The sequence below is a fragment of the Parasphingorhabdus sp. genome (assembly GCF_036963805.1).
Lineage (GTDB): Bacteria > Pseudomonadota > Alphaproteobacteria > Sphingomonadales > Sphingomonadaceae > Parasphingorhabdus.
Window position 1 is genome coordinate 1 of the sequence record NZ_JBALUN010000001.1, and the last position, 23357, is coordinate 23357.

The 23357-nt window shown below is 55.4% G+C and carries 26 protein-coding genes and 1 pseudogene; 18 read left to right on the forward strand and 9 right to left on the reverse strand.

Features of this window, described 5'->3' with window-relative positions; all coding sequences use genetic code 11:
* Positions 1-352: pseudogene (locus V7676_RS00005) on the forward strand (chromosome partitioning protein ParB); the annotation flags it as partial.
* 419 nt (positions 353-771) lie between these two features.
* Here the strand turns inward: V7676_RS00005 and V7676_RS00010 are convergent.
* Positions 772-1038, reverse strand: a complete 267-nt coding sequence (locus V7676_RS00010; RefSeq protein WP_335657609.1) for a hypothetical protein — start codon at positions 1036-1038, stop codon at positions 772-774.
* A 48-nt stretch (positions 1039-1086) separates the two neighbouring features.
* On the opposite strand from V7676_RS00010, the gene V7676_RS00015 reads away from it, so the two are divergent.
* The gene (locus tag V7676_RS00015; RefSeq protein ID WP_335657610.1) at positions 1087-1410 is read left to right on the forward strand and encodes a DUF736 domain-containing protein; all 324 of its coding nucleotides are present in this window, start codon (positions 1087-1089) and stop codon (positions 1408-1410) included.
* A gap of 50 nt (positions 1411-1460) precedes the next feature.
* On the opposite strand, the gene V7676_RS00020 is transcribed toward V7676_RS00015, so the two are convergent.
* Positions 1461-1682 carry a helix-turn-helix domain-containing protein gene (locus tag V7676_RS00020; protein ID WP_335657611.1) on the reverse strand — a complete coding sequence of 74 codons (222 nt, stop codon included), beginning with the start codon at positions 1680-1682 and terminating at the stop codon, positions 1461-1463.
* A gap of 162 nt (positions 1683-1844) precedes the next feature.
* Here V7676_RS00020 and V7676_RS00025 point away from each other — a divergent pair, with 162 nt between their 5' ends.
* From V7676_RS00025 to V7676_RS00060, 8 genes are all read left to right on the forward strand, one after another.
* Complete coding sequence (locus V7676_RS00025; protein WP_335657612.1) at positions 1845-2102, forward strand: DUF2285 domain-containing protein; 258 nt, start codon at positions 1845-1847, stop codon at positions 2100-2102.
* 176 nt (positions 2103-2278) lie between these two features.
* On the forward strand, positions 2279-3016 hold the full coding sequence (locus V7676_RS00030) for a DNA -binding domain-containing protein (RefSeq protein ID WP_335657613.1): 738 nt from the start codon (positions 2279-2281) through the stop codon (positions 3014-3016).
* Between the two features lie 109 nt (positions 3017-3125).
* Positions 3126-3383, forward strand: coding sequence for a helix-turn-helix transcriptional regulator (locus tag V7676_RS00035; RefSeq protein WP_335657614.1), 258 nt, complete (start codon positions 3126-3128; stop codon positions 3381-3383).
* On the forward strand, positions 3376-3855 hold the full coding sequence (locus tag V7676_RS00040; RefSeq protein ID WP_335657615.1) for a DUF2840 domain-containing protein: 480 nt from the start codon (positions 3376-3378) through the stop codon (positions 3853-3855). Before V7676_RS00035 ends, V7676_RS00040 begins: the two co-directional genes overlap by 8 nt.
* The gene (locus tag V7676_RS00045) at positions 3852-4376 is read left to right on the forward strand and encodes a S26 family signal peptidase (protein WP_335657616.1); all 525 of its coding nucleotides are present in this window, start codon (positions 3852-3854) and stop codon (positions 4374-4376) included. Before V7676_RS00040 ends, V7676_RS00045 begins: the two co-directional genes overlap by 4 nt.
* A 1-nt stretch (position 4377) precedes the next feature.
* Positions 4378-5094, forward strand: a complete 717-nt coding sequence (locus V7676_RS00050; protein WP_335657617.1) for a lytic transglycosylase domain-containing protein — start codon at positions 4378-4380, stop codon at positions 5092-5094.
* 208 nt (positions 5095-5302) lie between these two features.
* Positions 5303-7048 carry a relaxase/mobilization nuclease domain-containing protein gene (locus V7676_RS00055; RefSeq protein ID WP_335657618.1) on the forward strand — a complete coding sequence of 582 codons (1746 nt, stop codon included), beginning with the start codon at positions 5303-5305 and terminating at the stop codon, positions 7046-7048.
* Between the two features lie 219 nt (positions 7049-7267).
* Entirely contained in the window at positions 7268-7960 is a 693-nt protein-coding gene (locus V7676_RS00060; RefSeq protein ID WP_335657619.1) for a hypothetical protein, read from the forward strand.
* A 177-nt stretch (positions 7961-8137) separates the two neighbouring features.
* On the opposite strand, the gene V7676_RS00065 is transcribed toward V7676_RS00060, so the two are convergent.
* The gene (locus V7676_RS00065; protein ID WP_335657620.1) at positions 8138-8785 is read right to left on the reverse strand and encodes a TetR/AcrR family transcriptional regulator; all 648 of its coding nucleotides are present in this window, start codon (positions 8783-8785) and stop codon (positions 8138-8140) included.
* 133 nt (positions 8786-8918) lie between these two features.
* On the opposite strand from V7676_RS00065, the gene V7676_RS00070 reads away from it, so the two are divergent.
* Genes V7676_RS00070 through V7676_RS00080 form a run of 3 tightly spaced genes read left to right on the forward strand, consistent with a single transcriptional unit; the run spans position 8919 to position 14712 of the window.
* A complete protein-coding gene (locus tag V7676_RS00070) occupies positions 8919-10010 on the forward strand; it encodes an efflux RND transporter periplasmic adaptor subunit (RefSeq protein ID WP_335657621.1) in 1092 nt (363 codons plus the stop codon).
* A complete protein-coding gene (locus tag V7676_RS00075) occupies positions 10007-13228 on the forward strand; it encodes an efflux RND transporter permease subunit (RefSeq protein WP_335657622.1) in 3222 nt (1073 codons plus the stop codon). Before V7676_RS00070 ends, V7676_RS00075 begins: the two co-directional genes overlap by 4 nt.
* Positions 13225-14712, forward strand: a complete 1488-nt coding sequence (locus tag V7676_RS00080; protein ID WP_335657623.1) for an efflux transporter outer membrane subunit — start codon at positions 13225-13227, stop codon at positions 14710-14712. The genes V7676_RS00075 and V7676_RS00080 overlap by 4 nt, the downstream gene beginning before the upstream one ends.
* A 33-nt stretch (positions 14713-14745) precedes the next feature.
* Here V7676_RS00080 and V7676_RS00085 read toward each other — a convergent pair whose 3' ends face one another.
* A complete protein-coding gene (locus V7676_RS00085) occupies positions 14746-15735 on the reverse strand; it encodes an AraC family transcriptional regulator (RefSeq protein WP_335657624.1) in 990 nt (329 codons plus the stop codon).
* 165 nt (positions 15736-15900) lie between these two features.
* On the opposite strand from V7676_RS00085, the gene V7676_RS00090 reads away from it, so the two are divergent.
* From V7676_RS00090 to V7676_RS00105, 4 genes are all read left to right on the forward strand, one after another.
* Complete coding sequence (locus tag V7676_RS00090; RefSeq protein WP_335657625.1) at positions 15901-16380, forward strand: cupin domain-containing protein; 480 nt, start codon at positions 15901-15903, stop codon at positions 16378-16380.
* A 113-nt stretch (positions 16381-16493) separates the two neighbouring features.
* Positions 16494-16949, forward strand: coding sequence for a hypothetical protein (locus V7676_RS00095; RefSeq protein WP_335657626.1), 456 nt, complete (start codon positions 16494-16496; stop codon positions 16947-16949).
* 35 nt (positions 16950-16984) lie between these two features.
* On the forward strand, positions 16985-17746 hold the full coding sequence (locus V7676_RS00100; protein ID WP_335657627.1) for an SDR family oxidoreductase: 762 nt from the start codon (positions 16985-16987) through the stop codon (positions 17744-17746).
* On the forward strand, positions 17746-18162 hold the full coding sequence (locus V7676_RS00105; protein WP_335657628.1) for a hypothetical protein: 417 nt from the start codon (positions 17746-17748) through the stop codon (positions 18160-18162). The genes V7676_RS00100 and V7676_RS00105 overlap by 1 nt, the downstream gene beginning before the upstream one ends.
* A gap of 40 nt (positions 18163-18202) precedes the next feature.
* Here the strand turns inward: V7676_RS00105 and V7676_RS00110 are convergent, their stop codons facing one another.
* Both V7676_RS00110 and V7676_RS00115 read right to left on the reverse strand, forming a co-directional pair.
* Positions 18203-18529 carry a hypothetical protein gene (locus V7676_RS00110; protein WP_335657629.1) on the reverse strand — a complete coding sequence of 109 codons (327 nt, stop codon included), beginning with the start codon at positions 18527-18529 and terminating at the stop codon, positions 18203-18205.
* Positions 18530-19258, reverse strand: coding sequence for an SDR family oxidoreductase (locus tag V7676_RS00115; protein WP_335657630.1), 729 nt, complete (start codon positions 19256-19258; stop codon positions 18530-18532).
* 132 nt (positions 19259-19390) lie between these two features.
* Here V7676_RS00115 and V7676_RS00120 point away from each other — a divergent pair, with 132 nt between their 5' ends.
* Entirely contained in the window at positions 19391-19984 is a 594-nt protein-coding gene (locus V7676_RS00120) for a TetR/AcrR family transcriptional regulator (protein ID WP_335657631.1), read from the forward strand.
* Positions 19985-20687: 703 nt separating this feature from the next.
* On the opposite strand, the gene V7676_RS00125 is transcribed toward V7676_RS00120, so the two are convergent.
* Genes V7676_RS00125 through V7676_RS00135 form a run of 3 tightly spaced genes read right to left on the reverse strand, consistent with a single transcriptional unit; the run spans position 20688 to position 23354 of the window.
* Positions 20688-22040, reverse strand: a complete 1353-nt coding sequence (locus tag V7676_RS00125; protein ID WP_335657632.1) for an MATE family efflux transporter — start codon at positions 22038-22040, stop codon at positions 20688-20690.
* On the reverse strand, positions 22033-22962 hold the full coding sequence (locus tag V7676_RS00130; RefSeq protein ID WP_335657633.1) for an alpha/beta fold hydrolase: 930 nt from the start codon (positions 22960-22962) through the stop codon (positions 22033-22035). Before V7676_RS00130 ends, V7676_RS00125 begins: the two co-directional genes overlap by 8 nt.
* Positions 22959-23354, reverse strand: a complete 396-nt coding sequence (locus tag V7676_RS00135; RefSeq protein ID WP_335657634.1) for a hypothetical protein — start codon at positions 23352-23354, stop codon at positions 22959-22961. The genes V7676_RS00130 and V7676_RS00135 overlap by 4 nt, the downstream gene beginning before the upstream one ends.
* Positions 23355-23357 lie beyond the last annotated feature (3 nt).

Here is a 23357-nt window from a genome sequence, read left to right on the forward strand (position 1 = left end):
GACCGCGCTTTTGGGCGAAGTTGGCGGAGCCAGCATTGCTGCTGCGAACGCCAGCGAAAAGACCAAGACGGTGAAGGGCATTATTAGTGACCATCTGACCGGCGAGAATGACCGTGAGAAGAAGGAGTCATGGGTTCCGCGCTGGATGGCGTTTCCGCCATCGGCATATACGACACGCGGCGGGGTCGGCACCGTTGCCGCCGCCGAGAGGGCCAAATGGCTTATGGAGGATGATGAGCTAGCGGAGCCAGCGCCGCAAATCGCGGCGTCTGCCGAAGAAAAAAAAGACGAGGATGACAGCGGCGAAGCCACCCATAGCGAAGCCGCCGAGGATGGGCGGATTGCGGCTTGAGTGAATGAACGGACGGCGCATTAGCGCCGTCCGTGTCTTTGTTTGATAAAGACAATCCGCCTTATGATTGAGATACACTGGCAGCTATTAGTGTGAATTTGCCAATCCTCCGATTTTCCGAGAATGCCCCGCCCGAACAGATCGGGCGGGGCTATTGGGCTGTCTAGCGCCAGCCTTAAAGGCGCGTGACCGACCAACTGCCAGCCATCTTCATCGGCGAACAGACAGGTTGGTGTGCTTTTGCTGGTGGTCGCGATAAGCGAACAATTTGCTGGCCTGATTCAAGACATGGCGGCAGCCCTCGGTTTCTGCGCGGTCAAAACGGGGGAGGGCGGCACATTACAATCGCGCAGTTCAAGAAATCATTGGAATTTGGTCTGGGGTCATATTTACAGATTTCGCCGGAATTGCACTTTCAGCTATTGGTTCACACAGCGATATTTGCCAGTTTCTCCATTGTTCTGATTTAGCGGGTCCGCGCCCAGCACGGTCTCTTCGAATGGCTTGGTAGGCCGGTAACGGCTGCGCCTTATGGCCTTTGCTGCAACGCTGGACCCACCAATTTCTTCCCCTGCCTGCTTGCAGGCATTCCTCGCGGAAACAAGAAATTCGCGTGTCCAGCGTCCTTCGCTGCGCTGCGGCCCTGCGGGTGCAGCAGTCCATATCCCGGCCTTTGAACCAGCCATCGAGACCGCGATGAGCGCGGGACCGAGATAAACTCAAGGAGAAATATCATGGCAAATATCGGATCATTCACAAAGTCAGGCGAAAGCTACAAAGGCGAAATCGTCACAATGAGCGTTCAGACCAAGAACGTCCGCATCGTTCCCGAAACGCCAAGCGAAAATGAAAACGCACCTACCCACCGGGTTTTTGTGGGCCGCGCAGAAATTGGAGCCGCCTGGACCAAGAGCTCAAACGAAGGCCGTGAATATCTTTCGGTCAAGCTCGACGATCCCAGCTTCACCGCACCGATTTTCGCAAATCTGTTCGATGACGAAGATGGCAAGACCTTTAATTTGATCTGGTCACGCGCCCGCAAGGCCAGCGGCGAATAAGTCCGCCAATTTCAGCCCCGCCCGATCTGTTCGGGCGGGGCTTTGAAATGTCAATCGTCTGACTTGGGCGCTCCAAACAGTTCGACAAAAGCAACATCAAGCGCGATGGCAAGTTCCGATACGCGCACGATCGTCATATTCTGCAAGCCTCGCTCGATTGCGCTCACATAAGCGCGATCTGCGCCAATCTTTTCTGCGAGAGCTTCCTGACTTAGTTGCCGTTCGCGGCGAAAGCGACGGGTGTTGGCTCCTAAAATAATACGAATGTCCATGGACTAGCTTGAAGACAATCGCGCATTTTCATGCTACGTATTATAATACGCGAAAACTTGGTCACTTGCTGTCATGTCAGATTGGTCTATTGAACGTGACGGTTATTGATCGCTTCGGCTTGCACGCGGAAGGTTCATTTTGGTATGGGAACCAGATCGATTATGGTTGAAAAGACGTTTCAGACATGCCCACCGGCTTCGGAAGCACTGACCGAGTATGACGAGCAGCATCTGGTTACCTATCTGCGATTGCTTGAAGCGGACAAAGAGGGGGCAGACTGGAAAGAGGTTGTATCGATCATTTTTGGTCTCGACCCAAATGACGATCCAAAGTCAGCAAAAAAAATGTTCGAAAAGCATCTGGCGCGCGCAGTCTGGATTTCGCGGTCAGGTTTTTCTCATCTGTTAAACAAGCAATAGGAACCAGTGAATCTTGTCTCTTGTGGATCGGTTGTCGTTACGGAAATATGGACTAATCTTGATTTTCCGGTAAAACAATGTAATTAGTTTTGGCCTCGCTTTGAGAAAAGTTGACTGGGATACAACAATAGGTCTGATCCCTACTTCAGCTTTTGAAGCTATTTAGGGGTTTCGTAATGGGAACTACCGAGGATTGGAGGTCACCAGACTATGGTGACCAATTTGAAGGGTATGAACGGCCCGATTTCGCGCAGGAATTTTTGCGGCGTAATCCCGCATATATAGCAAACTACATCCGCGCTGGCGACGACCAGCAAATCCGTAAAGAGGTAGCGCGGCGCTGGGGGCTTTGCGTTCCGTTTGATCCAAGTTTGAAGGCCAGTCAGTCCAAGGCTTTATGGGATGAAAAGCTCCATCCACTCAGCCTCGAAATTCACGGTCCCAAATTCGACGTGGAGAATGTCGCGGCAGAGCATCAAGGCAGCATATTCAGAAATATCCTTTTGTCTGACAAGAATGGCGATCACTATGTGATTTGGAAAAAGACCGGTAGTCAAGGGTATCAGATTGTCATTCCGATGTGCTGCGATACCACCGCTAAACTCAAAGCTGCTTACCGATATTGGCGGCATATGGAGGGCAGAAATGCTGGCCCCTATCCTACGCCATATCGCCTGACCAACCAGCAACGTAAACGCTTGGCCGATGCCTTGCAAATAATCGATGCGCAAAAATCAGGTGCAAACAAACATTCGACTGCTGAAATCCTGTATGATGAAAAAATATCGCTGCGTGCTTGGTCAGACAGCAGTGAGCGGGCCCATGTGCGCAGATTACTCAAACGCGGTAAATATCTGTCCGATGAAGGATATCGGAAACTCCTCAATCCATTTCGCGGGACCGCAACCGCCTGACATTACTCCAAGGGGACGATTATCGCCCCTGCGATAAACGTCCCTTCCTCGGCCCCCTAACGCTTCGCCAGTATCGCCTCTTGTCACCCGAGCTACGCAAGAGGCCAATATGTCAGCAAATAAAACACCGCAGCGCTATCTCACCACGCCCGAAGCCGCCCGCTTCCTCGCACTTTCCGGCCGCACGCTCGAAAAGCACCGCACCTATGGAACAGGGCCAACCTACCGCAAGGTCGGTGGCCGCGTTATCTATGCGCTGGAAGACTTGCAGAGCTGGGCCAATCGCGGAACGCGCAATTCTACATCAGACCCCGGCATAGGCACTGTCCATCCAGCCAAACGCATGGAGGATGGCAGCCATGACTGATATTTCCGCTTCCGCCAATGTGCAGGTTCGCCTCATCTGGATAGATAAGCGCATCCAGTATTGGCTGCGCTTTGGCGATCCTTGCAGCGAAACCATAACCGACCGCCGCCGCAAAACCGCGAATTTCCAAGAGGGCAATATCTTCGCGCTCGTGCGCTGGAAATCTAACGACTACGGCACGGTATTTTCCGCACTGGACATATTGCAATGCGTGACCGGAGAAGGCGATCAGCTTGATATTCGCTGTGTGACGGGCAATGTCCGGTCACTATTGCATCTCACCAGCTGGCACCGCGTCAAACAGGTTTTTGAACATATTGATGCCATTGAGGCGCTCGATATCCCGCCCGCAGATGTTTGCCCTGACCATTGGAGCCATGTGCAATCGCGTATCATGGGCGGCGATAGCCCGCGTGATTATACTACGGTAAGACACAAAGTCTGGACCGAACGCCGGGAATATGTCGGATGAAACAGCGTTCGCTATTTCCGCTTTCGTGCAGCAGTAAGTGGGCCTTTGTTGCGCTGGCATTGCTCGCTGCCAGCAACATCCCCCAGCATAAATTCGTCATCTGGAATGCCAGCGCGAGCATGGCAAAGGGGCTATATATTGTCATCCCGCAGGCGCATGTTCGGCGCGGACATATTGCAGCCTATCAGCCGCCGCCAAAACTTGCGGCATGGATGGCAAAGCGCGGCTACCTTCCCGAAGGCTATCCTTTGTTGAAGCATGTAGACTCAAAGCCCGGCAACCGTTTCTGTCGCAGCGGCAGCATCATTAGCTACCGCGCGCAGCCGCTAGCTATCGCGCAAAGTCATGATCGCTTTGGGCGCGGTCTGCCGGTTTGGCAGGGTTGCCGCACGGTCGGTAACGACGAGATATTCCTGCTCTCATCATCAAAAGCGAGCCTCGATAGCCGCTATTTTGGACCGCTGCCAGCATCCGGCCTGCTGGGCCGTGCCTATCCGCTCTGGACATATGAAAGCGACTGATATGCAACTTTTCCGCTCATCCGCAGCTTGCCTTTTGATAGGCGTCGCAGCTTTCCAACCCAGTGTCTTATATGCCCAGAGCTATTCTTCCGCGCCAGCCGAGACACGCTCTAAACAAAATGGTCTGCAGAACATTATCGCCGAGGCATCCGCTCGTTTTGCAATTCCTGAGCGCTGGATCATCGAAGTCATTCGAGCTGAAAGCAACGGCAAAGTCGGCGCAGTGTCGCATAAGGGCGCACGAGGATTGATGCAGGTGATGCCTGCAACCTGGGCCACCTTGCACCGCCGCTATGGACTAAAAAATACGCCTTATGACCCGCGCGAGAATATCATGGCGGGAACCGCCTATTTGCGCGAAATGTATGATAAATTCGGTTTCCCCGGATGTCTTGCGGCTTACAATGCAGGGCCAGGTCGTTATGCTGCCTACGTTTCCGGCAAGCGCAAACTCCCTCGCGAAACCATCAATTACGTCAATCTGATCACGTCGCGCATCGGGCGCGGTTCGTCATTTGCTTTCTCAAATTCATCTCCCCTTGCCAAGCCGAACGCTTTGCGGCCAGCACAGTCTGGCCTGTTTATCAGCAGGCCGGTAGCAGACGGGGAACAGAAAAATATGAACACCCTTGGTGCAAAAGAAGTGCATCCGAAGGATGGCCTTTTGCAGTCCCAAGGCCTATTTGTTCCGGTCTCCGGCGCGTCAGCTCCCGAGTGATGGCAAATTTCCCAAATCAGACACTGGCGACCAAAAGCGTAAGCTTTTCTGTATGCTGCATCAAAAAATTTGGAGGGCAAGATAAAAGGAGCGCCGTCGGTCGCTCTGGGATGGTTGGAGTTCTGCGGGTTTTAGAGCGGCGCTTTCGCAAGGGGTGCGGCGGTTCACTTGAATATGCCAATAAATTCAATGCTATTGGAGACGGCGCATGACCCTTCGCGAAGATCGCTTCGAACTGCGCACGGGCAAAGCGCGCCGCGAGACGCGGCAGCGGCCAGCCAGCTTTGTGAAACAGATTTTACGGGCAGCACATCGATCAGGTCGAAGCGTCAGCCGCTGCAGAACTGGCAAGCCGGGCGGCGTTAGCTTTGGACGGGGATCGGCTGCGACACTGGCGACAAGGGATACGGCTTTTGCCCGGCGCGTTGTTATCAAGACCCATATTGTTCGCCATACTTCCGCAAGCGGTAATTCGCTGGGGCGTCATATCAATTATCTCGAACGCGATGGCGTTGCCCGCGGCGGCGAAGACGCTAGGATGTTTGATCACGCGGGAGATAAGGTTCCTGCGAAGGATTTTGCCGAGCGCTGCGCGGATGATCGTCATCATTTCCGCTTCATGGTATCTCCTGAAGACGCGGTGCAGCTGCAAGATTTGCGCGCGCTCACCCGCGAGCTGATGAGTGATATGGAGCGCGATCTGGGCACAAAGCTGGATTGGCAAGCGGTGGATCACTGGAACACCGATAATCCCCATGTTCATATATTGGTGCGCGGAATCGATGATACCGGACAGGATCTTGTGATTTCGCGAGGCTATATCAGCCACGGTATGCGGGCCCGGGCAGAGGAGAGGGTATCACTCGAACTGGGACCGCGCAGCGAGCGTGAAATTGCAGCGGATATCAAGAAGCAGATTACAGCCGAACGCTGGACCAAGCTTGATCAGGCTTTGACGCGGCGCGTATCAATGGGCGATGGAATCGCCGACCTACGGCCTGGCAGATCGCATCAGGATCAAAATTTCCAGAATGCATTGCGCGGACGCGCGCAGCATCTGGAAAAGATGAAGTTGGCAAGGCAGCTCGATCCGGCGCGCTGGTCATTTGTCCCTGATATGGAGGACAGGCTCCGCGAGCTTGGAACGCGCGGCGATATTATCAAGACCATGCACAACGCGATGGCGCGATCTGGTCGCAGGGCCGATGTGTCGCGCTTCTCTTTAACCGAGGTGTCGGGAAAGTCCGTTGTCGGAAAATTCGTGGCTCGCGGCCTTCATGATGAATTGAGAGGCGAGGCCTTTGCCATCGTCGACGGTGTTGATGGACGCAGTCACTATCTGCGTTTCGGCAATGTCGAGGTGACAGGCGATGCAGCGCCCGGCGCTATTGTCGAGCTGCGCAACTGGAAAGACGGGCAGGGGCGAAGGGCGAGAACACTTGCGGTTCGGTCTGATTTTGATCTTACATCGCAGGTCACAGCCGATGGCGCGACTTGGATAGACCGGCAACTTGTAGCAAAATCACAGGACGATTTGGGCGGCGGGTTTGGCAAAGAGGTGGCTAGTGCAATGGAGCGCCGGGTGGAATTTCTAACAGAGCAGGGATTGGCTAAGAAACAAGGCGGCAGGGTAGTCTTCGCTAGGAACCTGATCGTGACACTTCGCAAACGTGAAATTGAGAAAATAGCTTCAAAGATTGAGCGTGAAACTAGAATTGCGCATCGACCAACCAAGCAAGGTGAATATCTCAGCGGGACATATTCCAAACGTTTGCAATTGGCGTCAGGGCGCTTTGCTATGGTCGAAAGTATCAGCGAGGGAGGAAAGAGTTTTGAACTCGTTCCGTGGAGACCAGCTTTGGAGAAACAATTGGGCAAGCCGGTTCAAGGACAGATGATGCCTGGTGGTCGCGTCGATTGGTCAGTTGGGCGTCAGCGGGGGTTGTCGCGTTGACCGGCATAACAAACGGCGGTTGTTGATCGTGGTGACGTCGCAAAAGCAGACGGACCGATGCTGGTGCGAAGAGCAGCCGGTCGGCAAGCGCCCCAGGTTCAGACGTTCAATCCAATCCGATATTATGACTGCTTTACGCCCCATCCAAGACGTAGTCATCCAAATCTTAGTTCCCGAAAGCAGACATTCTTCTCGGCCATTCAGGCCAAGGAGAACAACATGACTTACTCTAAATTCGATCCTGCCACCCAGAATCGGGTGCCATGGAACTTAGGAGCCAAGATCGGCCCTAAGCGTCCTTTCAATCAGAAACAGATTTGGGCGATCCGTTTCTTCCTAGATCGCGAGCAGCGCATTTGCTACTCCGATTTGTCGAACGCAGCTTTGACCGCGCTCGGTCAAATCAAGATCATCGTTGCCCCGAACAGTTACCATTTTCTTCACATCGGCGAGTGGGCGGCAGCACACCCATCTGCCAAGGTACTCGTTCCTCGCAGTGCCCCAGAAAAAGTCAAAGCTCAGTGTGATTTTCTGGATGATGATGTGAGGGGTATCTCAGACACTGAACTTCTCACGAAGTGCATCAACCTTGGCCAATATCAAGAAACCGTGTTCTTCCATCCACTCTCGAGGACGCTTATTGTGACTGACTTAATGCAGAACTTCGAGGCCAGCCGAGTTAGAAAAAGATTGACCCGCTTCTTGCTCAAAGTAGGGCGCGCGACCGGCCCCACCGGTCAGCCATCAATCGAAATTCGCCATGCTGCTCGCAACCATCGAGCCGCTCTCAATGATGGTATCCAGCAAATGCTCGACTGGCAGCCGACTCAGATTATCCCCGCACATGGCAAATGCTATCGCTCAGACGCTGTCAGCGAATTGAACAAAGCATCCTCTTGGTCTCGCAAGTAGCGATTCTCACGGGCTGTGTTCGGGCATGACGACCAGCAATGTTTTCGCCCGACTTTGGGCGGGTAGCGAAACGCCCGATTTTGTTGGTCCCGCAACGTTGTAACTGCCAGAGGGGAAATAACCCCAAAAAGCCAGATTTGTGTGCGGCATAGCTGTCAGTTGGACAGCACATGACCGTCAGTTGGACTTATTGCTCTCAGGAAATAGCAGCTCGATGCACTCGGCAACGTGCGCGTTGCGGTCTCGCTGCTCATCGGCCGGAAGCCCAAGCTGAAGTGCGCAGTGATCCATTCCCTTCCATAGGATCAGCAGGTGCTCTGCCATCTGCTGCGCGGGCAAATCACTACGCGCATTTCCGCTTTCCTGAGCTTTCAGAATGAACTTCGCCATACGGTCTCTGGTGCCGATATGTGCATTGGCAAAGAACAACCGAGCACCTTGTGGCAGCTCGTCTGCCTTGCTCAGCAGCGTGCGTTCAAAGGTCATCTTTTCCGGGCTCAGGATCAGGTCGAGGAACCGCTCGCCATAGCTCTGAAGAGCGTCGCGAAACTCGGTCTTGGTGTCGACGCGGTCTGGGATGCCGTCGAAGATCTGCGCGGATTCGGCGTTCACCATTCGGCCCATCAGATCGGCCTTGCTCGAAAAATTGCGATAGATAGTCGCTTTGCTGACATTGGCCTCGCGCGCCAACATGTCGGTCGTCACATTCTCGTAACCGTGCGCAAACATCAATTCGCGCGCAATGACGAGAAGCCGTGCCTCTGCATCTTCCGCAGCAAGCGATCGTTGGGCTGAGCCCGCCGTTTTTCCTTTGTCTGCTTGCATGAGCCGCCCGATTAAGTTGCCAAAAGTTGATCCAATGCACTCTCGGCTATTGCAATTGCGTGCGAAAGAGGTCAATAGCAACGAGTGAGTACTGGTCAGTACTCAGATTGAACGTCTAGGAGAATCGCGCTTAATGTCCCTTCCGGTCCGCATCCTACTCTCTTTGCTCGGATTGTCTATGGTTGCCGCGTGCGGAGGGGCTCCGGTCCAAGAGCCGCCGCCCCGCGTTGCTCAGACGGTGAAAGTCGAAAGATCAACGCTCAGCTCAAGCAATCGGTTTCCTGCGGTTCTGCGATCAGATGATCGCGGGCGGCTTGGGTTCGAGCTTGGCGGACTAGTGGCGCGGGTAAATGTCGATGTGGGTGACCGGTTTCGGCGAGGAGCGTTGCTTGCAACGCTGCAGGCTAATCAGCAGCAACTTGGCGTCCGAGGGGCTTCGGCCAGCCTCGCGCAAGCACAAGCGTCCGCTCGTGAAGCTGAGCTCGATTTTGGACGTAAGTCGGCCCTCGAAGGTACAGGCGCTGTATCCCAATCGGAGGTTGATAGTGCTCGGCGTGTCCGCGATGAGGCCGTTGCCCGCGTCAACGCACTGAAAGCCCAGCGCGAACAAGCGGCTGATACCCTGCGCGACACGAGGCTCTATGCCCCATATGCGGGAGTTGTAACCAATCGTCTGGTCGAACCTGCGGAAGTTGTAGGCGTTGGCCAACCCGTACTCGAAGTTACCGGCCTTAGCGCGGGTCTCGAAGCCATCATAACCGTGCCCTCACGCCAGCGCAGCGAGTTTTCTGTAGGCCGGCGGCTCAGTTTTGTCCCAGAGAGCGGGCCAAGGCTTCAGGCCGTAGTGCAGCAGATCAATGCCGCTGCCGGCAGCAACGGTCTGTTCGAGATCATCCTGAGTGTACCTAATGCCGCCCGCAGCGGCCTCGCGCAGGGCAGCCGGGGCGAAGTGATCTTGAGTTCGGAAAGTGCTCTGAGCGTAAGGCTACCACTCGCGGCAGTTCGTATGGGGGAGCAAGGACGCGGGAGCGTGCTGGTCGTCGACCCGAAAACGAAAAAAGTCGCTGAACGCCGGGTTGTCCTCGGGCAAGTCAGCGATGGCGGTGTCGCAGTCATGGCCGGTTTGAAACCTAGAGAGACGGTGGTTGTCAAAGGTGCACGGCTGCTGCGGCCCGGCGAAATTGTGCGCCCGACATCTGACGGCCCGCGGCAGTTCAATCAGTGAATATCTCTGTCGCTGCACTGCGCGCTCAGCCGCTCATGCTGTTTCTTGTCAGCATTCTGATGCTGTTCGGGATATACAGCTATCTCACTCTGCCGGCTCGCGAAGACCCCAAGCTGATTATCCGCGAGGCAGTTGTCACAACTGCTTATCCTGGGCTTGCTGCCGACCAAGTCGAACTGCTGATCACTAAACCGCTGGAAGAAGCAATCATTGCGTTGCCCAATATCCGGGACATCAAAAGCACTTCAATGAATGGTGTTTCGATCGTCAAGCCGCGGTTTGATTTTACCACGCCTGATCTCGAACTCGCCTTCGAAAACCTGGCTGAAACCGTCGCAGAAACAGTGCCCTCGCTGCCTGAAGGAGCCCGGACGCCCATCGTCAATGATGATTTTGGCGATATCGCCGCGATGACGCTGGCACTTCACGGCCCGGATTTCACCAATGCTGAGCTCGCTGAATATGCCGAGCATGTCCGGGACGAGCTGATCCTTGTCGAAGGCACCAAGAAGGTCGATCTACTGGGCGTTCGCCCTGAACGAATCTTTGTCGAGTTTGAGAATGCCGTCTTGTCGCAAGCGGGGATTTCCCCGAATGCCATTGCCGCGGCGTTGGATACCGAAAATACGATCCGCCCCGGCGGGACTGTTGAGATGGAAGATGGCTCCATTGCCGTCCGGCCCGGCGGAGACTTCCAAAACCTTGACGACGTGCGTGGTGCGCTCATCCGATCTCCCAGCGGCACCCTTGTGCGGCTGGAAGACATTGCAACTGTCAGCCGCGGGTACGAAGATCCAGCGCAGCGGCTTGCCTATTACAACAATGACGAAACCGTAATTCTCGCCGTGGTGATGGAGGAAGGGCTGAGTGTTCTCAATTACTCAGCTGTTGCGCGCGAGGAAGTAGAGCGGGTTGCTGGCACACTGCCAGCCGGTCTAGCGCTCGATATCGTCACATACGAGGCAACCAAAGTCGAAGCCGCGGTCTATGGCGTCAGCTTCAACATGCTGCAAACCCTTGCTGTGGTTCTCGGCATCGTTATCCTGTTCCTTGGCCTGCGCACAGGACTGATTGTCGGCGCGATTATTCCGGCGGTCATTCTCGCGACATTTGCGATCATGGGCTATTTCCAGATTCCGCTGCAACGGATGAGCCTAGCGACCATTATCATTTCGCTGGGCCTGTTGGTCGATAACGGCATTGTGATTGCGGAAGACTTCAAACGGCGGGTTCAGGAACTGGGTGACCGTGACAAGGCCATCGCACAGACCAGCCGGGAGCTCGCCTTTCCCTTGCTGGTGTCTTCCCTGACCACGATCGCTGTTTTCCTGCCGCTACTCATCGCCAACAGTGACAGCTCTGAATACACCCGTTCGATCAGTCAGGTGGTCACCATCGCACTTGCTGTATCCTACGTCTTCGCCATGACGGTGACAACGGCCTTGTGCTATCGCTTCCTCAAGGTTCCTGAACCCGGGGACCCTGCGAATAAAGAAGAAGAGAACCCCGGCCGGATCGCGCGGGCGTTTGATCGGCTGACCGATATCTACGCTGGGATTCTGCGCAAGGCGCTCGCGTTCCGCTGGCTCTATGTTGCCGGAATGGTGGCTCTGTTTGCCGCAGCCGGGCTGCTACAATCCGCCATCCCAAAAGAGTTCTTCCCCAGCAATAACAACCCGCAGGTGCTGGTCTATATCGAACTGCCATCAGGCGCGACCACCAGCCAGACCGACGCGGGTGTCCGCGAAATAGTGAACCTGATCGACGACGAGGATCGCTTCCCCGAGGTTGAAGACTTCGCGGCTTATGTGGGCTTTGGCGGACCTCGCTTCGTGCTTTCGCTGTCCCCGGTCGATCCGGCGCCGAATAAGGGCTTTATCGTTATCAACACGGACGATCTGGCAGGGGCGCAGGCGATTGTGCCCCGTCTTCGCGAGATTTTTGCTGAGCGTGTGCCGGATATCAACGCGCGGGTCACCCGCATGTTTTTGGGGCCGGAAGATCCCAAAGTTATCCGGCTCCAGGTCACCGGACCAGACGCTGACTACATCAATGCCCGCGCCGGTGATGTTATGGAAATGCTCGCTGAAGAACCCGACATGATCGATATTTGGTCGGATTGGCGCTCCCGCACCGTAGAGCTCGATCTGAACGTGGACCAACAGGCCGCACGAGCAGCAGGCGTGACCTCAGCGGATATCGCAACATCGCTGCAACGGCAGCTTGATGGCCAGCCAGTTTCGACCTTCCGGGATGGCGATGAAAGCTTTCCAATCGTGATGCGCGCAAACGAGGACGAACGTACCAGTATCGAGCGGCTTCGCAATTCGGCGGTTTATGGTGCGGATGGTTCGAGCGTACCATTGGGACAGGTTGCCCAGCTTGATCTGAGCGGTGAGTGGGGATTCATCCAACGCGAGGATATGGAGCGGGCTGTGACAGTCGAGGGCCGTCATCTCACCATGACCCCGGACGATCTGGCGCCTTTGCTCCAGCCGAAAATCGATGAGTTGAACGCAGGACTCGCGCCTGGTCATAATGTCAAAATCGCCGGAATCCTTGAAGAGTCCGGCAAGAATAATGCCGCTTTGATTGCAACTCTGCCGATTGTGATCGGCATAACCTTCTTCCTGCTAATCGCTCAGTTTGGCGATTTCCGCCGCCCTCTGGTCATTTTTCTAAGCTTGCCCTTTGCAACTTTTGGTGCGTTTCTGGGCCTGCTGATCATGCAATCGCCGTTCGGCTTTATGGCGATTCTGAGTCTGTTCGCGCTGTTCGGGGTGATCATCAACAACTCGATCGTTCTCGTCGACCGCATCGATATCGAGCGTAATGCGGCTCTTGCTGAGGACGTGGAGCGGCCTGAGAGCGCTGCGAAAACATCGGCCAGCCGCGAACGTGAATTTGAAGCGGTGATCTCAGCATGTCGGCGGCGTTTTCGTCCGGTTGTGATGACAACTTTGACGACAATCGCGGGGCTTCTCCCGCTAATCATTGCGCAGGATGTGCTGTTCTACGGATTTGCAAGCTCCGTCGCATTCGGCCTTCTGGTCGGCACCTTTGTCGTTTCGTTAGGGCTAACCCCTGTCCTCTATTGCTTGTTCTTCGGGATACGCAAAGTGGACCCCGAGGAAGAGGTGGAAGACTCTGCACGTGCAAGCTGGTGGCAGCGGCTTACCGCAAAACTGCCATTGGCTCAGCGTTGGAAGAAAGCATGACACACAAAGATTCCATTACCGCCTTCGCGCTGTGCGGGCTGGGCCTGAGTATGGCTGGCTGCGCAGTCGGGCCTGATTACGCGGCACCTGCACAAAGCGTGCCCATCGCTACTTCCACATTGCCCGATGCCCCCGAACTCTCGCAGGCCTCGCCCGATCCCTATTGGTGGCGAGCATTCGGTGACCCGTTGCTCAATCAACTGGTTGCGGGCGCGGTGGCGAACAACGCCGATCTCGAAGCGGCGGCTGCGCGCATCGAACAAGCACGCGCGTTGCGGGCAGTCGCGGTTGGTGGCGGCCGACCCAATGTCGCGGCGAATAGCAGCGCGACGCGGTCGCAAAGTAGCGAGAATGCCATCGATCTCAGCGGCCTTGGCGGCGGCGGAAGCGGCGGCGGGGCTCCGATCGGCGGCATTGGGTCGCCTCAGACCATTTACAGCGTAGGCACCTCTGCCTCATGGGAAATCGACCTGTTTGGCCGGGTCGGTCGCCGGGTGGAAGCGGCCGACGCGCGGATCGGCATCGCACAAGAAGATCGCAACGGACTGTTGCTGACTGTGATCGCGGATACCGTCCAAAACTATGCTGAGTTGCGCATCGCTCAAGAGCAACTCGCCGCGGTACAGGCCAATCTGGCGACTGCACGTGAGACCGTTAGGCTGACACAATTACGGCTGGATAAAGGCTTGGCATCGCAGTTCGACCTGTCCCGCGCTGAAGCTGATGCTCGCAGCGCTGAGGCACAGCTTGCGCCCTTGCGAGCGCAGGTCAGGGCAAACAATGCTGCGATTGCGGCTTTGACAGGGCAATTTCCGTCCGAGCTTGGCGACAGCCTCATTACACCTGCCGAGATTGCCGTCCCGCGCGATGCGTTTCCCGCCGGAATGCCGAGCGATGTGCTGCGACGCAGACCAGATGTTCGCCTTGCTGAGCGCAGGCTCGCCGCTGAAACTGCGGACATTGGCGGTGAGATTGCCGATCTTTATCCCAGCTTCAGCCTTTCCGGCCTCTTCGGTTTCTCTTCAATTGCCCTCGACACGCTGTTTGCGGGCGGGTCGGACAACTTTTCAGTCGGCGCGGCGCTTGACTGGCCTATTTTCTCAGGAGGCCGCGCGCGCGCAGAAATCGCAGAAGCGCGGGCCGGAGCGGACGAAGCACGCGCGCTGTACCGGGGCGCGGTCCTGCGCGCTTTTGAAGACGCTGATCGGGCGCTAACCGTCTATGTCTTTGCGCAACGGCGACTGGCTGTTCTTGAATCGGTGCTGGCAGAGCGAGAACGCAGCTTCGGCTTTGCGAAACTGCGCTTCGAACAGGGGCTCGATAGCCAGTTGACTTTGCTTGATACGCAGCGCCAATTGATCGCGGCGCGGTCAGAGGTTGCCAGAGCCAGAGGCGAAATACTGGGAGCGACCGTGGGGGCCTATCGCGCATTGGGCGGCGGATGGGATATCGGCGAAACAGCCGATCCCGGCAATCAACCGTAGCAGCAATTAAGGTGAGGCACTGAGATGCGCGCCTTAAGCTTCGTAATCCTCGCGGAACCTCTCCGGAGGTTTCCCAGTCCATTTCTTGAAAGCGCGCTGGAAAGACTTCGCGTCTGCAAACCCAAGCAACCCCGCGATTTGGGCCAGCGTGAGCGTGCTTTTCGTGAGGTAGCGCGCGGAAAAATCCCCGCGCACATGGTTCAGGATTGATTGGTAAGCCTGCCCTGTCGCCGCGAGTTGGCGCTGCATTGTCGACCGGCTGACACCCAGTTCCTCGCAAATCGCCTCGACCCGTACCTGCCCGACATCCAGCGCCCGTCTTATCGCGCCCTCAACCTGCGCCGGGAAGTCTCCTGCACCGGCTTGCGCGCGCAGTTGCCGCTCGAGATCAGCTTCGATCTCGACCCACAACTCGTCATTGACCGACATAAAAGGCGCTTTGGCATCGGCCACGGCGAATTCGAGCACCACGTTTGCCCCATGAACGACGCCGGTCCCGAAGTACTCGCTTGCGACCGCATCCTCGATCAGACCTTTAGGAAATGTCACATGAAGCGGCACGATTTCGCGCAGCGAATGCGCCCTTGCCTTTTCGACAAGGAAGACTGCGATGGGCGCGGAGAGATGGGGCGGCATGGTAAGCGTTGGATCGTCTGCAACAATCTCTACCCGCAGCCCTGCTTTCTGGTGACTAAGCTTGATCGCCACGGGGCCAAACAGTGTCTTGTAGCGTGACAGACGTCGCAGGCCCTCTGCCATGTCGGGCGCAATCGAAATAGCCAGGAAAATCGGCAAAATCGGCCCGCTAGCCATCGCTTTGCCGACGGCAATTGGGTTGGCTCTTTCGCCTGCCAGTTCTGCCAAAGTCTGAAAAAGGGTAACATAATCTCGTCCTGAGACCAGCGTGTCAGCGCCAAGTTTGGTCGTTGATGGCCATGGCACATTGCGCAGCAAATCATCGGGATCAACACCCACAATTGGGCAGACGGCATTGAGCAGGATCGCGATCGAGTGTTTGGGCATCTTCATCTCTGGATAATGCATCCCACATTTTAACGCGCAGTTCCAGAAGCGCGGCACGCCTGAACGAATTGATCACCGCTTGACCGAATTCGTCACTCGCTTTTGCCCTTCCAAACGGTCAATTTGAGTTCGGCTGCGCTTCCGCAGTCCTCCTAGAGAGCATGCATGAAGCGATCACACATTCTTCCGCCGGCAGCCTTATTGATTTTGGCCGGATGCTATCCAGCAGCAGGCGATGAACGCCCGGAGGTAAGCGCTCCAGCGGTTACAGCATCGGTCGCCAGTACGCAGTTTGAAAGAACGACAGCAGATGCAGTCGAGTTCCAACAGTTTCTCCCTGGAATTTCCGTCGATGTTCTTTATGGTGGTATTGATCAGGGCGTCCCGACCGGCCAGCTGGCCAAGCTTGGCGCTGGCGTGACCTTCCCCGCGCATTCGCATTCGAGCAGCTATTATGCTGTCATCATCGCGGGCCAGTTTCAGCATTGGGAAGAAGGCGATGCCGACCGTGGGCCAGTCATGACGGCGGGTGCGCACTTCTACCAACCAGGGGGAAATTTGCATTACGACAGTTGCCTCGGACCAGAGGCTTGCATCGTGTCGGTCATATTTCCTGAGCGTGCTGACGTGACTGTCCCGCAATAACATGACCAGATGTCGCAGAGATCAAAGCCTATCATACGTCGCTACAGCTCCCGATGCATACCCCCGTATGCGCCATGGGAGCAGCCCGCAGTGAGCGTCCATGGAGTTCGACAATGATAGCCAAGTCTGACGTAACAGCCATACTCGCCGCGGGCACTTTTGCTGGCGCGCAATTGATGATCGGCATCTCTTTCGGCGCACAATGGAGACAGATGAGCGGCCCCGAACTGGTCGCCGCCTTTACCGGGAATTGGTTCAACATTGCCAAAACCATCATCCCGTTCGCGCTATTGCAGACGATTTTCCTGCCGTTTTCGCTCTATCTGGCATGGGGCAACGCACCGGCGCGAAAACTATGGGCGTTCTCGCTTGCAATTTGGCTCATCAATTGCCTGATTACCTCTGCCTATCATTTCCCGATTGTCTGGGCGTCGATGCAGGTCGGCTATTCCGCCGCGGAAATTGCCGCAGTGGTTGATACCTGGGTGCTGGTGCACTGGGTCCGGATCGCGCTGGGCTATCTAATTTTTGTTCGCTGTTCTCGCGACGCTGCGCGTGCGCGGGATTAAGTGAGCAGCCCTCTTCAAAGGATCGACATCACATCATGATTCTGGAAAAAAAGATTGTACTGGTCACCGGCGGAAGCTCTGGCATCGGTGCAGAAATCGCTCGGCAATTTCGCGCTTTGGGCAATGAAGTCATCATTTGTGCGCGCAACGAGCAGAAGCTCAAAGCAGCCGCCGCTTCGCTCGATGCCTATCCGATCCGCTGCGATGTTTCCAATATCGAAGATTGCACGCAGATGCTGGCCGAGATCGAGAAGAAGTTCGGCCAGATCGACATTCTGATCAATTGTGCCGGGATCATGATGCTCTATGATTTTCACATAGAAACAGACACCCCCGAGAGGCTTAGCAGTGAAATCGAAATCAACGCCGTTGCCCCTTTGCGGCTCACGCATATGTCGCTGCCGCTGATGCGCGAAGGGTGGGAACCGGCGATCGTTTTTGTCAGCTCCGGGCTTGCCTACATTCCGTTTCCCAAAACTCCAGTCTACTCCGGCACCAAAGCACTGATCCATCACAGCGCCATGGCGCTGCGGCATCAACTTGCGAGCATCGGAATAAAGGTATTCGAGCTGCTTCCCCCGGTGACTGACACGCCAATGGCTGAGGGTATGGATATCGGAAACTTCAAGAAAAGCGCACCTTCCGATGTGGTCGCGGAATTGATTGCTGGAATGCAGAAAGACAAGTTTGAGATTCCCGCCGGTGCCTCCAAACAGCTGCGCCTGATGAGCCACCTCGCGCCGGGCTTCCTGTTTAACCAAATGGTCAAACAGTTCGGAAAAGGTGCTCAAGCGTGATGAGCACGAAGCTCCGCTGGACTATCGCGGTGCTGATGTCGGCGACGATATTCAGGGCCCAGACGGTCCTGTTCTTGCCCACTGTTGAAATGTTCGGCGGGATCGCGCCCGATGCCTGGTTTGCGCCATGGTTCAGCGACGCCATACTCGGCTTCATGGTCCCGGTGATGGTCTATCTGTTCTGGCGGAGACGGGGCATCGCAGTCTGGGGCGTGCTGGTGATCTACAACGCTGTCGGCGCGTTCGACTATGCCACCGGATTGGCGACACAATGGACCGATTCGATGCCCGCCGAAATGGCCTCAGCCACCACGGTTTACCTTGGTATCAGCGTGTTCATGGTGTGCGAGTTGATAGCTCTGGCGCTTCTGTTTCACGATGATGTGATCGCACATTTCTCAGACGGCAAAGGATGAATGAAGTCCTGATTGCCGCGCATTCGGCGATCATCATCCGTCAGGTCGCTCGTCGCCCCAGTGCGGCAATCATCGCCAGCGCCATCAGGGCAACGACCGTCCCGGCTATCGCGGTCCCGAAACCTGCGAGGATCAGATATTCCGGTTTGCGGCTAGCGAGAACGAACATGGCCGCCATCGCAACGAGCGCAACCGATCCAACATGCCAAGAGAAGTGGTGCAGCCACACGACATCGTCAGGCAAATCTGTCCGGTGGAGCGGGTCAAGTACCTTCGCTCCGCCCAACGCTTCGTGGCCAAGCATCGCAGCGATGCACACCGTCGCGGCAATGCCGAAGCACCACTTTGCCGGGGCGCTCACAGCCATTCACCAAGCCTCGCTGAAGGGGCGCAAGTCAAGTTCATGCGTCCACGTCGAACGCGGCTGACGGTGAAGCATCCAGTAAGCTGACGCGATATCGTCCGGTTTGAGTGTGCCGTCGGGACCGAGCTTATCCAAGTGCTCACCAAACAGACTCGCTGCACGCTCACCATCCACCAAACCGTCTATGACGATATGCGCAATATGAACGCCATTCGGCCCGTACTCGCGCGCCAACGCTTGCACGAGATTGCGCAATGCAGCCTTTGCTGAAGCGAACTGTGCGAAGTTCGGTTTGCCGCGGAGCGAGGCTGAAGCCCCGGTAAACAGCATAGTGCCAGAGCCCTGCGTGCGCATAATTGGCAAGGCTTGCTTAGCGGCAAGGAACGCGCCGTAGCAGCACACTCGCCAGACCTGTTCGAACGCATCCGGCGATAGGTCTTCGAATGCATCGGGCGTGTTGCCACCGGCATTGAAAATGACAGCCTTTAGGTCGCCCTCGTGAGCCCAGACCGAGTCGAACAGGGTCTCGATGTCCTCTTGAGAGGTTACATCCACGCGCATGGCTTGAGCCGATCCACCTTCAGCAACAATCTTCTCAGCGCTCTCTTCGACTTTTTCGATAGCGCGGCCGGAAATGAAGACATGCAGCCCTTCTCGCGCAAAACGATTGGCTACCGCAGCCCCGATACCTTCAGGCGGGCCTGCGCCGAGTACGACCACTTTGTTTTTCATTTCTTTGCTCCCGTAATCGCTTACTAATGTTGCGCCTTGCTATTGTGGCAACTTTGCCGGATAGTTTCGGAACGATCGTTCTATAAGGGGTGATGAATGCCACGACCGCGATTAAAGTCAAGGGAAAATCTAGTGCAGAATGCCATGTGGGTGTTCTGGACGAAGGGGTATTACGCTACGTCTGTAGATGACCTCGTCAAGGCAACGGGAGTTGCGCGCAGTGGCATCTATTCCGAGTTTGGGGGCAAGGCAGAAGCGTTCCAATCCTGCCTGGCTCACTACCGCAAAGTGGTTACAGGCCCCGCAATCGCCATCCTCAATGATCAGGAAGATGGATTGCAAGCGATCCGGCAATACTTTTCTTACTTCATAGACAAGCATCGCCAGCATGGATTGCCCGGGCCGGGGTGTTTCATTGCCAATGTCGTCACGGAAGTTGCACCGCATTCTGAGGCGGTGGATCGAGAGGTTTCAGCCCACAAAGCAAAGTTGCAGCAGGGCTTCAAAGCGGCGCTGCGCCGCGCGGTCGGGCAGGCGCGTTGCGACTTGTCTCCGAGCGAAATCGAAAGCCTGGCCAATTTCCTCACGATCGCGTCCCAGGGCCTGTGGTCATATGCAAGGACGATGCATGAGCTAACAGAGATCGAAAATTTCGCGCGAGATGCCCTCGTTCTTGTTGAGGCGAAACTATCCCCCATTCAAGAAGAATATCGTTCCGATCGCTGATCGATCAAAGCCGGAAGCAATTCAAGCGCGGGTCGCAATTGCTCGATCTCCGGTTTTTCGTACTCTACTCAACACCTAGGATTTGGCCAGGCGTCCCGATTCCGCGCGCAGATTGAGAGCACATAACTCCTCGCCAACGATGGCACAGATCGCCTAACAATTGCCGTAGCTTGGGAGGAGAGCCGAAATCACATCAAACGATCACAACGGGGTTGCTAGCCGAACGGCCGCTTTCAATATGTAAGAAACCAATATCGGACAGTCTCCTCTCGGTCCAACAGCGGCCGTCCATGTTGCGGCGATTGTAAGACCGCTTACCACCCAATTTTTGCCGTTCAACTGATTAGATGCCGAATAAGAGCGGCTGGTCGGCAACCGCCCCAGCAGCAGACGTTCGCATTAGCGCGATTTTACGTCCGCTTTGCGCCCCATTTTTGCCGTTGATTTGAATGGTTCTCCAACATAACAGCGAACGTTCTCGCCCATCATCCGGCTGTTGAATGCAGATTTTCATCGAACTTACTTGCAACTAGATTTTCGGGCTTTGTAGAAGCACACTAAGTTCTTAGAATGGCTATTGAAAATGTTACTAAAGATAAAATTCGTGAAGTCTTACACGAGCACTTGAGGCCCTCAGCTCATATCACGAGACCTGAACGACTTTTGGGTCGAGGCAAGTCACTCACGCAGATCGATCGAGTGCTTAGTTCGTCTGGCCTCGCCATGCACCAAGCTTCAACGATACGGCAATTATGATACCAAACGCCGTCATAGCACCGGCTGAGGCGATGAATACGCCTTGCAGTCCCAACTCTAACCAAAATGCCAAAGCCCAACCCCCGCCAACCGCAAGGCCCAGACGGACAAATATAGCGGTAACTGGCCAACGCAAGGTACCGGCTCCCTGGCTAGCGAAGTAAAGCGATAATCCTAATCCCTGGAAGGCAAAAAACGGCCCTACTATCCGGATATAATCGCGAGCGGCTTCGAAGGTTGCCGGGTCCTTTGTGAAAGCATAAATCCATATCTCTGGGAAAAGCGCCAGCATCAAACCTACGACGCCGGTCAGGCCTGCTGCAAAAATACCTCCCGTCCAGCCAATATGCTCAGCACGGTCAATATTGCCAGCGCCAATGCTTAGTCCAACCAATGAGGTCATCGCCGCTCCAATTCCAAATACTAACGGGATCAGCAGAAATTCGATCCGCGACCCAATGCCATATCCAGCGAGTGCAGCCTCACCATAAGTCGCGACCATAGCAGTGAGGCTCAAGATGATAAGGATGGTAATGATCGGAGACATGGAAGCAGGCACAGCTACCTTGAAAATATCCTTGAACAAGGCACGCGAAAACGAAAGATACCGAATGTCCAGTTGAATGACGCGTCCGACTCTGGCGAGAATGATGAGCATGATTGAGCTGATCAGGAAACCGCTCACCACCGCCGAAATAGCCGCACCTACTATCCCCATTTGCGGCGCACCGAAGAGCCCCAATACCAAAGTAGCTGTCAGGGGGACCTGGATAAAAGCACCTGCGGTCATGAGTATGGCTGGCAATTTCATATCGCCCATTCCGCGAAAGACCGAACCAACAACGGCTACCAACCAGATGAACAATCCGCCGCCAAAAATTATCAGGCAATAGTCGACAGCTTGTTCTAATATGTCGCCGCTACCCCCCAAAAAGGTGATGAGCGAACGACCGCCTATCAAGAACAATATCAAAAACAGCATGGTTCCGATCGCCGCCACTGCAAATCCATGCCAGATAAGTGTTTGGGCGCGATCCCGGTCACCTGCACCCAAAGCGCGGGCGATAGACGACGTTACCGCCCCGCCGACTGCCCCGCCAGACATGGTCTGGATCAGCATAAGCAATGGAAAGGCCAAGGCAATGCTGGCAAGCGCGCCTGTTCCAAGCTGCCCAATGATCCAGACTTCCGCGATGCTCACCGAAGACTGTATAAAAAATGCTATCATATTGGGTGTTGCCATTTTCAGCAGCAAAGGCGCTGCCGCTGAAGTGACCATATGGTGGGTTCGTTCATCCATGCTGGGTTGGCTTTGTAATTTCTTCGACAAATTCCAGCAGCAGAGGGATTACAATCTCGTGTGCTTCTTCCTGAATATAATGACCGGAATCCTCGATGCGTGTCACATCAGCGTTTGGAAAATCAAGTAGCCACATATTATCCAGCGTTTCAATCGAGAATGCGACATCCTTCATCGGCCAGACAATTTTTACCGGTTTGTCTGCGAAAGCTTTCGCCAGTTTTGCGCCTTCTTCCGCTACAAAATCGCTAACCGCGCCGGTTGGACCGGACGGTATCTGCCGGGGGAATGCCAAAACCCCTGTGCGTGAGGACCATGTTGGATGCGGCGCCAGATAGGCTGCCTTGTCGGTTTTTGTGAGACGAGAGGGATCGTTTAAACCGGTTTTGAACAGAAAGCCTCTTACAAAAGCATGCGCGCCCTTAACAATCAGATCACCGAGCACAGGTGTCTGAAAAGCGCGAATGATGCGCGGTAGGGGTACTTCTTTTAGCGGACGCGCAAAAAATGTATTCAGGATAAACAATCCCGCCACCCGGTCCGAGCGGCGAGCCGCGAAGGTCAAACCAATCGGCCCGCCCCAGTCCTGCACGACCATGATCGCGTCTTGAAGATCTAGTGATTCCAGCAAAGTCTCACAGCGCTCCGCATGTCTGGGGATCGCATAAGTCGCTTCACTAGCCGGTTTGTCCGAACGCCCGAAGCCCAAATGATCCATGACAATGGCGCGGTAGCCCTGTGCAATCACCTCCTTGATAAAGCGCCTGTAGAGATAGCCCCAAGTCGGATTGCCGTGCACCATGATGATGGGACGTCCGCCGCGCGGGCCTTCATCTATATAGTGCATTTTGCCACCGGGCGTATCAAACCATTTGGGTTCAAACGGCCATTCGCCGCCAAAGGTCCAGTCGGTCTGGCTCATGTCGTTTTCCTTGCAGCTGCTAACCCAGCACATCCGATTATCGCAACAAGGGTCCACGGATAGGGCGCGGGTGTCGTCCAGAGGGCGCTGTTACCGAAGATCGCCAATCCTATCCCGAGTAAAGCAAATCCGGAGCTGATCGCGGTGGCAAAACCTGCCAGGATCAGGTGTTCACGCTTCCTGCCCGCCATAACGAACATCGCTATCATCGCTGCCACAGCTACCGATCCGACATGCCACGAGAAATGGTGCAACCACACAATGTCAGCTGGAATCCCGGCATTTTCTAACGGCTCCAGAACCATCGGTGCGCCAACCAGCTCGTGGGCGAGCAGGCCTAACAGACAGAGCACAGCGGCAGCATAGAAAAGGTTTCGGGGAAGCGCTGACATATT